Consider the following 12,861-nt stretch of genomic DNA (forward strand, 5'->3'; position numbering starts at 1 on the left):
TAAAGACGCTCCATGGCAACCGAATTATCTAGATAGCCGCTTTTGAGCTACCTTTAATAATAACATTCAGTGCGCAATCGATTGAATTTTATGATAATGCGTTGCCAACAATAGGGTTTGGTTAGGAACAACATGGCGAACAAAAAGCATTCAGCTAGCTCAGGACGTTGGCTGAAAGAACACTTTGACGATAAGTATGTGCACGAAGCGCAAAAAAAAGGTTATCGCTCACGCGCTATCTTTAAACTGGAAGAAATCCAGCAAAAAGATCGCATCTTAAAGCCCGGTATGACAGTGGTCGATTTAGGGGCCGCGCCTGGCGGATGGTCGCAGTATGCGGCGACGCAAGTCGGCGATGAAGGCCAAGTGATCGCGTGCGATATCTTACCGATGGATTCGATGCCAGGCGTCAGCTTTCTCCAAGGCGATTTTCGTGAACAAACCGTTCTTGATGCCCTTATTGATCGTATACAACCTGACATGGTTGACGTGGTGATGTCTGACATGGCGCCGAACATGAGTGGCAACCAGGCGGCAGACCAACCGCGTGCGATGTATTTGGTGGAGCTGGCGTTGGATATGTGCCGGGAAGTGTTAGGCCCCAAAGGCTGCTTCGTGGTAAAAGTATTTCAAGGAGAAGGCTTTGATCATTATCTGGCCGAAGTCCGTAAAATGTTTACAGCGGTCAAAATTCGTAAACCCGACTCATCCCGCGCACGGTCGCGAGAGGTCTACATTGTGGCTACAGGTTATAAACTGTAGTACCCTTACATTTATCTATCTCAGTTATGCGAGGCTAACACCTTGAGTGACATGGCAAAAAACTTGATTCTGTGGCTGGTTATCGCCGTTGTCTTAATGTCTGTGTTCCAAAGTTTTGGACCAGGTGACAACGCCGGTCGTCAAGTCGACTATACCTCTTTCGTACGCGAAATCGGCAACGATCAAATACAGGAAGTAAAATTTGACGATCGCGAGCTGAGTGTCACCCGACGTGACGGCTCGAATTATGTCACCTACATGCCTGTTATGAACGATCCAAAGTTGTTAGATGACTTGCTTAACAAAAATGTCAGTGTCAAAGGGACACCACCAGAAGAGCCAAGCATGTTGGCGTCTATCTTCATCTCGTGGTTCCCTATGCTGTTGCTTATCGGGGTATGGATATTCTTCATGCGTCAGATGCAAGGCGGGGGCGGCAAAGGCGCTATGTCATTTGGTAAATCAAAAGCCAAAATGATGAGCGAAGAGCAGGTCAAAACATCGTTCACCGATGTCGCTGGTTGTGACGAAGCAAAAGAAGACGTCAAAGAGCTGGTGGATTACCTGCGTGATCCAAGCCGATTCCAAAAACTGGGCGGTAAAATTCCAACCGGTGTATTGATGGTGGGGCCTCCGGGTACGGGTAAAACCTTGCTGGCGAAGGCCATTGCAGGCGAAGCGAAAGTGCCTTTCTTCACCATTTCCGGCTCTGACTTCGTCGAAATGTTCGTGGGTGTCGGTGCATCACGTGTCCGTGATATGTTTGAGCAAGCCAAGAAAGCGGCGCCGTGTATTATCTTTATCGATGAGATCGATGCGGTGGGTCGTCAACGTGGCGCTGGCTTAGGCGGCGGTCACGATGAGCGTGAACAAACCCTTAACCAAATGCTGGTCGAAATGGACGGCTTTGAAGGGAACGAAGGGGTGATTGTTATCGCCGCGACGAACCGTCCTGATGTCTTGGATCCTGCTTTATTACGTCCGGGGCGTTTTGACCGCCAAGTCGTGGTGAGCTTGCCTGATGTCCGCGGCCGTGAGCATATTCTAAAAGTGCACATGCGCAAAGTCCCCCTCGGTAATGATGTCGATGCATCGCTTATTGCACGTGGTACCCCAGGGTTCTCAGGGGCCGATTTGGCTAACTTGGTCAACGAGGCAGCATTATTCTCGGCTCGCGGTAATAAGCGTGTGGTCTCCATGGTCGAGTTTGAACTGGCTAAAGACAAAATCATGATGGGTGCAGAGCGCCGTTCGATGGTGATGTCAGAAGAAATCAAAGAGTCGACTGCCTATCACGAAGCAGGCCATGCCATTGTTGGACGTTTAGTGCCGGAACATGATCCTGTCTACAAAGTCTCGATCATCCCACGTGGACGCGCATTGGGTGTGACCATGTACCTGCCTGAGCAAGACCGCATCAGCATGTCGCGTCAGCACCTGAACTCGATGATCTCAAGCCTTTATGGCGGTCGTTTAGCCGAAGAGCTGATTTACGGAAAAGACAAAGTCTCGACCGGGGCATCCAATGACATTGAACGCGCAACAGAAATTGCTCGTAAAATGGTCACGCAGTGGGGCTTTTCAGAGAAACTAGGTCCATTGCTCTATGCGGAAGAGGAAGGCGAAGTTTTCCTTGGCCGTTCAATGGCACAGACCAAGCATATTTCGGACGAAACGGCGCGCTTGATTGATGGAGAAATCCGTCAAATCATTGACAGTAACTACGACCGTGCAAAACAAATCTTGGCAGACAATCTCGATATCATGCATTCGATGAAAGATGCGTTGATGAAATACGAGACCATCGATGCGGCACAAATCGATGACTTGATGGCCCGTCGTGATGTTCGCGAGCCTGCAGGTTGGGAAGGCGGTGACGGGGGGTCTTCATCGGATGACACGCCCAAAAAACCGGATGAATCAGCGACGAAAGCATCTGATGAACAATCAGATGATAAAAAACAAAAGCCGTTAGATTCAGAAAACCAATCTGAAGCGTAAACCAACAGTAATACAAACCCCGATACGTCGGGGTTTTTTTGATCGTGCTTGGAAGTAAACGCATGGAAATAACACACCAGAATAAAATCCTGTCTCTTGATAGCCCCGTCGTTATGGGGATCCTCAATGTCACGCCGGATTCCTTCTCTGATGGCGGATTGTTTCAACAACAAAGCAAAGCCGTTGAGCGGGCACGACAGATGCTGGCTGATGGCGCGACGATTATCGATATTGGGGGCGAGTCGACCCGTCCTGGTGCCGCTGATGTGGCAGAGCAAGACGAAATTAATCGTGTTGTGCCAGTGATAAAAGCTATCCGCGAGCGATCGGATTGTTGGATCTCGATTGATACCAGCAAAGCTGCGGTCATGCGCGCCGCTGTCGAAGCTGGCGCGAACCTGATCAATGATGTTCGCGCGCTCAGAGAGCCTGGCGCATTGACTGCCGCTGCCGATCTCCAGGTACCCGTGTGCATCATGCACATGCAGGGCCAGCCTAGAACCATGCAAGCGGCACCCGACTACACGGATGTTATCCAAGACGTAATACAATTTCTAAACCAGCGAATAGATGCTTGCCTGGATGCTGGTGTTATCAGGCAAAATATCATTTTGGATCCGGGCTATGGGTTTGGTAAAACCTTGGCACACAACTATCAGTTGCTCGCACAATTAGATCATTTCCATCACTTTGGTTTGCCGATCTTGGCGGGGATGTCGCGCAAATCTATGATTTACAAAGCGCTAGATAAAACACCTCACGACGTGCTAGGTGGCAGCATCGCTTGTGCCACGTTAGCGGCAGTGAAAGGCGCACAGATTATCCGTGTTCACGATGTTAAAGAGACGGCCGATGCGCTCAAGGTCGTGGCGTTGACGATGCAAGAAAATGAAGCACCAGGAGAATAAAAACAATGGCAGAACGTAAATACTTTGGCACAGATGGTGTGCGCGGTAAGGTGGGTGAATTTCCGATCACCCCAGAGTTTATGCTCAAACTAGGTTGGGCCGCCGGGCGCGTCTTGTCGCAACAAGGCACCCGCAAAGTGCTGATTGGTAAAGATACTCGAATATCGGGCTACATGCTTGAGTCTGCACTCGAATCAGGCTTATCCGCAGCAGGCTTAGAAGCTGCCTTCACTGGCCCTATGCCAACGCCGGCGATTGCGTATCTGACTCAAACGTTTCGCGCTGAAGCAGGGATCGTTATTTCTGCCTCACATAACCCGCATTACGACAACGGCATTAAATTCTTCTCCTCCGAGGGCACCAAACTTCCCGATGATGTTGAGCTTGCGATTGAAGCGGAACTCGAAAAAACACTGACTTGTGTCGAATCTGCCGAATTGGGCAAAGCAAGCCGCATCAACGATGCGGCCGGACGTTACATCGAATTCTGTAAAGGTACCTTCCCCAGTGCGTTAAGCCTGAGTGGCTTAAAAATTGTCCTTGATTGCGCCCATGGCGCGACGTATCACATTGCCCCCTCTGTTTTTCGTGAATTAGGGGCAGACGTGCTGACCATTGGCTGTGCGCCAAACGGGACCAATATCAATGATGAAGTGGGAGCTACCGATGTACGCGCGCTGCAGCAACGCGTGTTGGAAGAAAAAGCAGACCTTGGGGTAGCCTTTGATGGTGACGGTGATCGTGTGATCATGGTTGATCATCTTGGCAATAAAATTGATGGCGACCAAATTGCCTACATCATCGCGCGCGAAAGTTTACGCCGTGGTGAGCTGAAAGGCGGCGTGGTTGGCACTTTGATGACCAACATGGGCATGGAGTTGGCATTACAATCGCTCGGGATCCCATTCGCACGTGCCAAAGTGGGTGATCGCTATGTGATGGAGCTACTCCAAGAAAAAGGCTGGCGAATTGGTGCGGAAAATTCAGGCCATGTGATTGTCTTGGATAAAGTCACCACCGGAGACGGCATTGTGGCGGCATTGCAGGTACTGGCCAGTGTTGCCGCCACGGGAATGGATTTAAAAGCGTTAAGCGATGGCATGACGTTATTGCCACAAGTACTAGAAAACGTGCGCTTTAGTGGCAGTGTCGACCCACTCCAAAGTGAGCCCGTACTGGCTGCCAAAGCCGCAGTGGAAAATAAACTGGGTGAGCAGGGGCGCGTGTTGCTGCGCAAATCAGGCACTGAGCCTTTGATTCGGGTGATGGTCGAAGGACCGGATGCCGATAACGTGAACGCCTACGCACTCGAAATCGCAGAGGCGGTGAAGGCGAACTGTTAATAATAAAGGGCGGGTGGTCATAGATTGCGCAAACGACGTCGAAATCAAGGTTTTTTGTAAATTTCTCTTGTTTCATCACCGCGCTTTCGCTACTATTCACCCGCTCCCAACAAAGGGGGCTGCGCTGGCTGAGAAGTAACACTGCCGGCTCAACAACCTGGAGCATAGGTGGAACCATGTACGAAATTCTACTTGTGATTTATCTGTTGGCCGCAATCGGTGTAATTGGCCTGGTTCTGGTTCAGCAAGGTAAAGGCGCAGATATGGGAGCCTCATTCGGGGCTGGGGCATCAAACACCGTGTTTGGCTCTGGCGGCTCTGGAAACTTTTTAACCCGAATGACAACCGGTTTTGCAATCGCGTTCTTCGCACTGAGTCTTGTGCTCGGTAACTTGACAGCGCATGACCCTAAAGCAAAAAGCGGTTTTGAAGATTTAAGCGAGCCTGCTACACAACAGCAAGCTGCGCCAAAAGAGGATGAAATCCCTGTTGATAACAGTGAGATCCCTCAGTAAAAATTGAGCCGAGGTGGTGGAATTGGTAGACACGCTATCTTGAGGGGGTAGTGCCTTTATAGGCGTGCGGGTTCAAGTCCCGCTCTCGGCACCAAGTTCACAAAGGGCAATCACTTGCACCTTTGTTGTAAAAAGCGATATAATTATCGCGAATCGGACGCGGGATGGAGCAGTTTGGTAGCTCGTCGGGCTCATAACCCGAAGGTCGGCGGTTCAAATCCGTCTCCCGCAACCAATTTTAAGTTTGTTGTTTAAATAACGGCTAAACTGAATAACGCGTCAGCGTTTGTTGTCAAAGCCACGCTGACCGGGCTAGCCACGTGCTAGCCTTTTTGCCCTCGGGGCAGCACGAAGCGGACCAATAAGCCTTTGTGTAGAGAGTTACTCTCTCGTTATTGTTGCGATGATTCCGACACCAGCAATAACGGCTATGCTAACGACTTATGTTGATGGCATAGCATCAGGGTCCAGTTACATTAAACCCCGATTTTCGGGGTTTTTTGTTATCTGAAGAAGACCATTCGGATAGTAACTGGGCTTTTAAGCCCTTTTTTTATTTCTGGGGTTTGGAATGACAGGATTAGAGAAACAACTGGCTGAACTTTTAACCGCGCCTGTTGAGGCGTTGGACTATGAGTTGGTTGGGCTTGAATTTGTTCGAGCTGGCCAGCATTCAACACTGCGTATCTTTATTGACCATGAAAATGGTATCACGGTGGACGATTGTGCCGATGTGAGCCGTCAAGTGAGCGCGGTAATGGATGTGGAAGACCCAATCACAGTGGCGTACAACCTAGAGGTGTCATCTCCAGGTGTTGATCGTCCACTGTTCACCGCTGATCACTATCAGCAATTCATCGGGCATGAAGTGAACATCGTGCTGAAAATGGCTATGCAAAACCGCCGTAAGTGGAAAGGCGAAATCCTTTCTGTCGATGGCGATACCATCACGGTTCGCGTGGACGGCCAAGATGAGGCGTTTGCCTTGAGTAACATCGCCAAAGCAAACCTGGTTCCTTCATTTTAAGAGTAAATGAGGCATTAGTAGATGAATAAAGAAATCTTGGCTGTTGTCGAAGCGGTCTCAAACGAAAAAGCCGTTCCACGAGAGCGTATTTTCGAAGCACTGGAAACCGCGCTGGCAACGGCAACCAAAAAGAAGTACGAGGCCGAAATCGATGTGCGTGTCGCCATTGATCGCAAATCCGGTGAATTCGACACCTTCCGTCGTTGGCTTGTCGTCGATGAAGTCACCCAGCCAACGCGTGAAATCACGTTGGAAGCGGCCCAATATGATGATGAAACCCTCGAACTAGGCGGGTTTGTAGAAGATCAAATTGAATCGGTTGTCTTCGACCGCATTACCACCCAAACCGCTAAGCAAGTGATCGTACAAAAAGTGCGTGAAGCTGAGCGTGCACAAGTGGTTGAGCAGTTCATGGACAACGAAGGTGAGCTTGTCACCGGTGTGGTCAAAAAAGTCAATCGCGATGTTATCATTGTCGACTTAGGAAACAACGCGGAAGCGGTTATCCAACGTGATGATCAACTCCCTCGTGAAAACTTCCGTCCTGGCGACCGAGTACGTGGTCTGTTGTATGCTGTGCGTCCTGAAGCGCGAGGCTTCCAATTGTTCATGACGCGCTCCAAGCCAGAAATGCTCAGTGAGCTATTCCGCATCGAAGTGCCAGAAATTGGCGAAGAGATGATTGAGCTGATGGGCGCTGCCCGCGATCCTGCTTCACGCGCTAAAATTGCCGTGAAAACCAACGACAAACGTATCGATCCCGTCGGTGCGTGTGTGGGGATGCGTGGTGCACGTGTACAAGCGGTATCAACTGAACTGGGTGGCGAGCGTATTGACATCGTGCTTTGGGACGATAATCCTGCCCAATTTGTGATCAATGCCATGGCGCCTGCAGACGTCGCCTCTATCATCGTCGATGAAGATACCCACTCCATGGATATTGCCGTCGAGGCTGATAACCTAGCGCAAGCGATTGGGCGTAACGGACAAAACGTGCGTTTGGCCTCTCAACTGACCGGTTGGGAACTGAACGTGATGACGGTTGAAGACCTCCAGAAAAAACACCAAGAAGAAGCACAAGCTTCGTTAGAGCTGTTTGTTAAATATCTCGATATTGACGAAGACTTTGCACAAACCTTGGTGGAAGAAGGTTTCACCACCCTTGAAGAAGTGGCCTATGTGCCAACCAGCGAAATGCTCGAAATTGACGGCTTAGACGAAGATACTGTCGACATTTTGCGCGCACGTGCGAAAGAAGCGTTGACCACCATCGCGCTCGCACAAGAAGAATCGCTGGGAGACGCTGAACCTGCCGAAGATCTGCTGGCATTAGACAGCCTTTCTCGTGAGATGGCCTTTAAACTGGCCGCGAAAGGCGTGAAGACGCTGGAAGATCTTGCTGATCAAGGCACTGACGATCTGTTAGATATTGATGGATTGGACGAAACCAGTGCAGGCGAGCTTATTATGGCAGCGCGTAATATCTGCTGGTTCAGCGACGAAGCGTAAAGACGGCAAAGGAGGAGCAGAATGTCAGAGGTTACAGTACATACACTGGCGAAGGAAATTGATACGCCGGTTGATCGTCTGCTGAAGCAGTTTAAAGAAGCTGGTATGCAAAAATCGGCGGACGATCAGGTAAGCCAAGATGAAAAACAAGCTTTGTTGACGCATTTAAAGCGTGAGCATGGTGACAACGGCAATGCTCCGACGCGTCTGACGCTTCAGCGCAAGAAACGTAGCACACTGAGCGTGTCAGGGGCTGGCGGAAAAAACAAAGATGTCCAAGTTGAAGTGCGTAAAAAGCGCACTTATGTGAAGCGTAGCGAGCTTGAAGACCAAAAGTCAGCGCAAGAAGCGGAAGAGCAAGCCCAACGCGAAGCCGAAGAAAAAGCGCGTCTAGAAGCGGAAGAGCAAGCAAAACGCGAAGCAGAAGAGAAAGCGAAACGTGAGGCCGAAGAAAAAGCCAAGCGTGAAGCACAAGAGAAAGCCAAACGCGAAGCTGAAGAAAAAGCTAAGCGTGAAGCCAAGCCGCAAGCGCAACCAAAATCTGAGCAGCCTGAAGACGACGCAGCGGATACTGCTGCCACTCGTGCTGCTGATGCGCAAGCGAAGAAAGAAGCTGATGAACTTAAGCGTCGCCAGGAAGAGGAAGCCAAGCGTAAAGCTGAAGAAGAAAGTCAGCGGCAGTTAGAAGAGGCACGCAAAATGGCAGAAGCAAATCAAGAGCGCTGGTCAGATCAAGACAAAGCGCTAAGTACCATGGAGGCGGCTGACCACCATACGGTTACCTCCGAATATGCCCGCGAAGCGGAAGACGAAGCGGATCGCCGCGAAGAAACGGCCGCGCCGCGTCGTAAGAAAAAGAAAAAAGCCACTGCAACAGAAGACAAAAATCCCCGAGGCCGTCGTGGCAAAGGTGGTAAAGGCAAAGGCCGTATGGCTAAGCCGTCTTCGATGCAGCATGGCTTTAAAAAACCTGCCCAGAAAGTAAACCGCGAAGTCGAGATCGGTGAAACCATTACGGTTGCTGAGCTCGCGAATAAAATGGCGGTGAAAGGTGCAGAAGTCATTAAAACCATGATGAAAATGGGTGCAATGGCGACCATTAACCAGGTGATTGACCAAGAAACCGCACAGCTTGTCGCGGAAGAAATGGGTCACAAAGTTATCCTGCGCAGAGAGAATGAGCTGGAAGAGGCCGTACTCTCTGATCGTGATAACGATGCACCTATGGCACCGCGTGCACCGGTTGTTACTATCATGGGTCACGTTGACCACGGTAAGACATCCTTGCTCGACTACATCCGTAAAGCACACGTTGCAACGGGTGAAGCTGGCGGTATTACTCAGCATATCGGTGCGTACCATGTACAAACTGATAACGGCATGATCACCTTCCTGGATACGCCAGGACACGCAGCGTTTACCGCGATGCGTGCACGTGGTGCGGGTGCGACGGATATCGTTGTGTTGGTGGTTGCGGCCGATGATGGTGTGATGCCACAAACCAAAGAAGCGATTCAACACGCCAAAGCCGCGGGTGTACCTTTGATTGTTGCCGTCAACAAGATGGACAAAGAAGGTGCTAACCCTGACAGCGTCAAGAATGAGCTCGCGCAGTATGATGTTATCCCAGAAGAGTGGGGCGGTGAGAACATCTTTGTTCACGTCTCTGCGAAACAGGGTGAAAACATTGATACCTTGCTCGAGTCCATCTTGTTGCAATCAGAAGTCCTTGAGCTGAAAGCGGTTGAGAAAGGCATGGCGCGTGGCGTTGTGGTTGAATCTCGTCTGGATAAAGGCCGTGGTCCTGTTGCGACTGTCTTGGTTCAAGAAGGTACCTTGAATAAAGGCGATATTGTACTTTGTGGCCTTGAATACGGTCGTGTTCGTGCGATGCGTGATGAGAACGGCCAAGACATCGAACATGCTGGTCCATCTATTCCGGTTGAGATCTTAGGTCTGTCAGGTGTCCCTGCCGCCGGTGATGAAGCTACGGTTGTACGTGACGAGAAGAAAGCCCGTGAAGTGGCACTTTATCGTCAAGGTAAATTCCGTGATGTGAAACTGGCGCGTCAGCAAAAAGCCAAACTGGAAAACATGTTCTCGAACATGGAAGAAGGTGAAGTCTCTGAGCTCAACATCGTTCTGAAAGCCGATGTACAAGGTTCGATTGAGGCAATTGCCGATTCACTGGTTAAACTGTCAACTGACGAAGTCAAAGTGAAGATTGTTGGTTCCGGCGTGGGCGGTATTACTGAAACCGACGCGGTACTGGCAGCGGCATCGAACGCGATCATTTGTGGCTTTAACGTGCGTGCCGATGCGACCGCACGTAAGACTATCGAGAATGAAAGCTTAGATCTTCGCTACTATTCTGTTATCTACACCATGATTGATGAAGTGAAACAAGCGATGAGCGGTATGCTTGCGCCTGAGTTCAAACAAGAAATCATTGGTTTGGCAGAAGTTCGCGATGTCTTTAAGTCACCAAAACTGGGCGCAATTGCCGGGTGTCAGGTGTCTGAAGGCTTGATTAAGCGTAACAACCCAATTCGTGTTCTGCGTGATAACGTGGTTATCTACGAAGGGGAGCTGGAATCACTGCGTCGCTTTAAAGATGATGTGAACGAAGTGAAGAAAGGCTACGAGTGTGGTATTGGCGTGAAGAACTACAATGATGTTCGCGTTGGTGACCAAATCGAAGTCTTTGAAACGGTTGAAATTCAGCGCTCAATTGACTAATTAAGCGTTTAAAAACAGCCAGGTCGTTTGGATACACCGTGGGGGGAGGCGCATGCGCTTACCCCCATTTTGTTGAGAGAAAAGAAAATGGGTAAAGATTTTAGCCGGACGGACCGCGTCGCCCATCAGTTGCAAAAAGAAATTGCACTGATCTTGCAGCGTGAAGTGAAAGATCCACGTATCGGTATGGTGACCGTCTCTGACGTCCAAATCTCGCGTGACCTTGCTTACGCCAAAGTCTTCGTCACCTTTTTAACCGTTGACGAACAAGCACCAACCGAGAGCCTAAAGGCACTCAATGAAGCGAGCGGATACATTCGCTCATTGGTCGGTAAGGCAATTCGTTTACGTATCACGCCGGAACTGACTTTTGTATTTGATGAGTCGCTGACTGAAGGTATTCGTATCTCGAACCTGGTGAGCAAAGCGGTGCGCAGTGATAATGATCGCCGTGATGATGATGACAAAGGTGAGGAATAAAAGATGGCGCGTCGTCAACGTCGTCGAGGTCGCCCCGTTGATGGGATTATCCTACTCGATAAACCCACGGGCATAACCTCTAATGATGCTCTGCAGAAAGTAAAACGTATCTTTTTTGCCGAGAAAGCAGGACACACTGGAGCCTTGGATCCGCTTGCAACGGGCATGTTGCCAATTTGCCTAGGTGAAGCGACCAAGTTCTCTCAGTTTTTGCTGGATGCCGACAAACGTTATCGGGTGGTGGCAAAATTGGGTCAGCGCACCAATACCTCAGACGCCGATGGTGAAGTGGTAGAAACCCGCGATGTAAAAGTCAATTTAGGATTGCTGGAGCGCTGTATTGCTAAGTTCCGCGGTGAAACCCAGCAGATCCCATCGATGTTCTCCGCGCTCAAATATCAAGGTAAGCCTTTGTATGAATATGCGCGTCAAGGCATTGAAGTACCGCGTGAAGCGCGTACGATTCATGTTCATCAAATTGAATTGTTGCGCTTTGAAGGTGATGAGATTGAGATGGAAGTCCATTGTTCTAAAGGCACTTACATTCGAACCATCGTCGATGATCTTGGGGAAATGCTAGGCTGTGGTGCTCACGTCACCGCACTGCGTCGCACGGGTGTTTCTGGCTATCCGACGCGCCAGATGGTGACATTAGAGCAGCTCGAAAGCTTGTTGAATGAAGCCAGAGAACAAGAGATCCAACCTAAGCAGTTGCTGGATCCTTTGTTACTCCCACTTGATACCGCGGTGCAAGACTTGCGAGAAATCAACTTGTTGCCGGTAATGGCCAGCTATGCCTTACAAGGACAAGCGGTACAGGTGCCGAATGCACCTACCAGTGGCTTTGTTCGCTTAACCGCGGGCGAGGAACGTCACTTTATTGGTGTCGGTGAAATTGACGCCGATGGTTTGGTGGCGCCACGTCGCTTGGTGGCCAGTCGCCAGCCGGAAGCAGGCTAAAAAACACGCTGCCATTTGCGCGTGTTTAACGGAAAAAGCGGCGTGGATAGATTGCTACCTTAGACGAAAGTCAGTAGAATACGCGCCTTCGGGCACCGGCTGAATCAGAGATTGGCTGGTGCATGATAATCACACACTCTTATTAGGAGAGCATTATGTCTCTGACTGCAGAAGCAAAAGCACAAATCGTTGCTGATTTTGGTAAAACTGAGAACGACACGGGTTCACCGGAAGTTCAAATCGCCCTGTTGACCGCATCAATCAACGATCTGCAATCGCACTTCTCTGAGCACAAAGGTGACCACCACAGCCGTCGTGGCCTGCTACGCATGGTTTCACGTCGTCGTAAGCTGCTGGACTACCTGAAAAAGAACAGTGTTGACCGTTACTTGGACGTTATCAAGCGTCTAGGCATCCGTCGCTAAGATTCTGGAGAAAAGGGAGCTCAGGCTCCCTTTTCTTTTTTTTACTCTCTCTGGTTTTCTCTCACTTCCCTAGTATTCTACCCACACCCACACCCACACCCACACCCACACCTATCTACTTCATTGTCAATATCAGCTTTAGAGCAGGCGTCCTTTTACGCGGATACCACAATCACCTTAAATTTATAATAT

At 49.9% G+C, this 12,861-nt stretch carries 11 protein-coding genes and 2 tRNA genes; all 13 read left to right on the forward strand.

The window, feature by feature from the left end; all coding sequences use genetic code 11:
• The first annotated feature begins 132 nt into the window (after positions 1–132).
• The 13 genes from rlmE (at position 133) to rpsO (ending at position 12,669) form a co-directional block, all read left to right on the forward strand.
• Positions 133–762, forward strand: a complete 630-nt coding sequence (gene rlmE, locus BZG80_RS11225) for a 23S rRNA (uridine(2552)-2'-O)-methyltransferase RlmE (RefSeq protein ID WP_021023291.1) — start codon at positions 133–135, stop codon at positions 760–762.
• A gap of 51 nt (positions 763–813) precedes the next feature.
• The gene (ftsH, locus tag BZG80_RS11230; RefSeq protein ID WP_077661332.1) at positions 814–2,763 is read left to right on the forward strand and encodes an ATP-dependent zinc metalloprotease FtsH; all 1,950 of its coding nucleotides are present in this window, start codon (positions 814–816) and stop codon (positions 2,761–2,763) included.
• Between the two features lie 62 nt (positions 2,764–2,825).
• Positions 2,826–3,671 (forward strand): dihydropteroate synthase, encoded by an 846-nt coding sequence (gene folP, locus BZG80_RS11235; RefSeq protein ID WP_158011549.1) that lies wholly within the window; start codon positions 2,826–2,828, stop codon positions 3,669–3,671.
• A gap of 5 nt (positions 3,672–3,676) precedes the next feature.
• Complete coding sequence (gene glmM, locus BZG80_RS11240; protein ID WP_077461716.1) at positions 3,677–5,014, forward strand: phosphoglucosamine mutase; 1,338 nt, start codon at positions 3,677–3,679, stop codon at positions 5,012–5,014.
• Between the two features lie 176 nt (positions 5,015–5,190).
• A complete protein-coding gene (gene secG, locus BZG80_RS11245) occupies positions 5,191–5,529 on the forward strand; it encodes a preprotein translocase subunit SecG (RefSeq protein WP_021023287.1) in 339 nt (112 codons plus the stop codon).
• Between the two features lie 7 nt (positions 5,530–5,536).
• Positions 5,537–5,623 (forward strand) — tRNA-Leu (locus BZG80_RS11250).
• A gap of 64 nt (positions 5,624–5,687) precedes the next feature.
• A tRNA-Met gene (locus tag BZG80_RS11255) sits at positions 5,688–5,764 on the forward strand.
• A 336-nt stretch (positions 5,765–6,100) separates the two neighbouring features.
• Entirely contained in the window at positions 6,101–6,556 is a 456-nt protein-coding gene (gene rimP, locus BZG80_RS11260) for a ribosome maturation factor RimP (RefSeq protein ID WP_021023286.1), read from the forward strand.
• A 21-nt stretch (positions 6,557–6,577) separates the two neighbouring features.
• A complete protein-coding gene (gene nusA, locus BZG80_RS11265) occupies positions 6,578–8,065 on the forward strand; it encodes a transcription termination factor NusA (protein ID WP_077461715.1) in 1,488 nt (495 codons plus the stop codon).
• 21 nt (positions 8,066–8,086) lie between these two features.
• Positions 8,087–10,804 carry a translation initiation factor IF-2 gene (infB, locus tag BZG80_RS11270; RefSeq protein ID WP_077661330.1) on the forward strand — a complete coding sequence of 906 codons (2,718 nt, stop codon included), beginning with the start codon at positions 8,087–8,089 and terminating at the stop codon, positions 10,802–10,804.
• Positions 10,805–10,891: 87 nt separating this feature from the next.
• Positions 10,892–11,284: a 30S ribosome-binding factor RbfA gene (gene rbfA, locus BZG80_RS11275; protein ID WP_077679368.1), complete on the forward strand. Its 393-nt coding sequence runs from the start codon at positions 10,892–10,894 to the stop codon at positions 11,282–11,284.
• A 3-nt stretch (positions 11,285–11,287) separates the two neighbouring features.
• Positions 11,288–12,244, forward strand: coding sequence for a tRNA pseudouridine(55) synthase TruB (truB, locus tag BZG80_RS11280; RefSeq protein ID WP_077461712.1), 957 nt, complete (start codon positions 11,288–11,290; stop codon positions 12,242–12,244).
• Between the two features lie 155 nt (positions 12,245–12,399).
• Positions 12,400–12,669, forward strand: a complete 270-nt coding sequence (gene rpsO, locus BZG80_RS11285; RefSeq protein WP_077576765.1) for a 30S ribosomal protein S15 — start codon at positions 12,400–12,402, stop codon at positions 12,667–12,669.
• Positions 12,670–12,861: the final 192 nt, after the last annotated feature.

It is taken from the genome of Salinivibrio sp. MA440, from assembly GCF_001996265.1.
Classification (GTDB): Bacteria; Pseudomonadota; Gammaproteobacteria; order Enterobacterales; family Vibrionaceae; genus Salinivibrio; species Salinivibrio costicola.

What these genes read in the sequence shown, in the direction of transcription:
- glmM (WP_077461716.1), top strand. Translation starts at nt 3,677, where the DNA reads ATGGCAGAACGTAAATACTTTGGCACAGATGGTGTGCGCGGTAAGGTG.
- ftsH (WP_077661332.1), top strand. Translation starts at nt 814, where the DNA reads ATGGCAAAAAACTTGATTCTGTGGCTGGTTATCGCCGTTGTCTTAATG.
- folP (WP_158011549.1), top strand. Translation starts at nt 2,826, where the DNA reads ATGGAAATAACACACCAGAATAAAATCCTGTCTCTTGATAGCCCCGTC.
- infB (WP_077661330.1), top strand. Translation starts at nt 8,087, where the DNA reads ATGTCAGAGGTTACAGTACATACACTGGCGAAGGAAATTGATACGCCG.
- rpsO (WP_077576765.1), top strand. Translation starts at nt 12,400, where the DNA reads ATGTCTCTGACTGCAGAAGCAAAAGCACAAATCGTTGCTGATTTTGGT.
- secG (WP_021023287.1), top strand. Translation starts at nt 5,191, where the DNA reads ATGTACGAAATTCTACTTGTGATTTATCTGTTGGCCGCAATCGGTGTA.
- rimP (WP_021023286.1), top strand. Translation starts at nt 6,101, where the DNA reads ATGACAGGATTAGAGAAACAACTGGCTGAACTTTTAACCGCGCCTGTT.
- nusA (WP_077461715.1), top strand. Translation starts at nt 6,578, where the DNA reads ATGAATAAAGAAATCTTGGCTGTTGTCGAAGCGGTCTCAAACGAAAAA.
- rbfA (WP_077679368.1), top strand. Translation starts at nt 10,892, where the DNA reads ATGGGTAAAGATTTTAGCCGGACGGACCGCGTCGCCCATCAGTTGCAA.
- truB (WP_077461712.1), top strand. Translation starts at nt 11,288, where the DNA reads ATGGCGCGTCGTCAACGTCGTCGAGGTCGCCCCGTTGATGGGATTATC.
- rlmE (WP_021023291.1), top strand. Translation starts at nt 133, where the DNA reads ATGGCGAACAAAAAGCATTCAGCTAGCTCAGGACGTTGGCTGAAAGAA.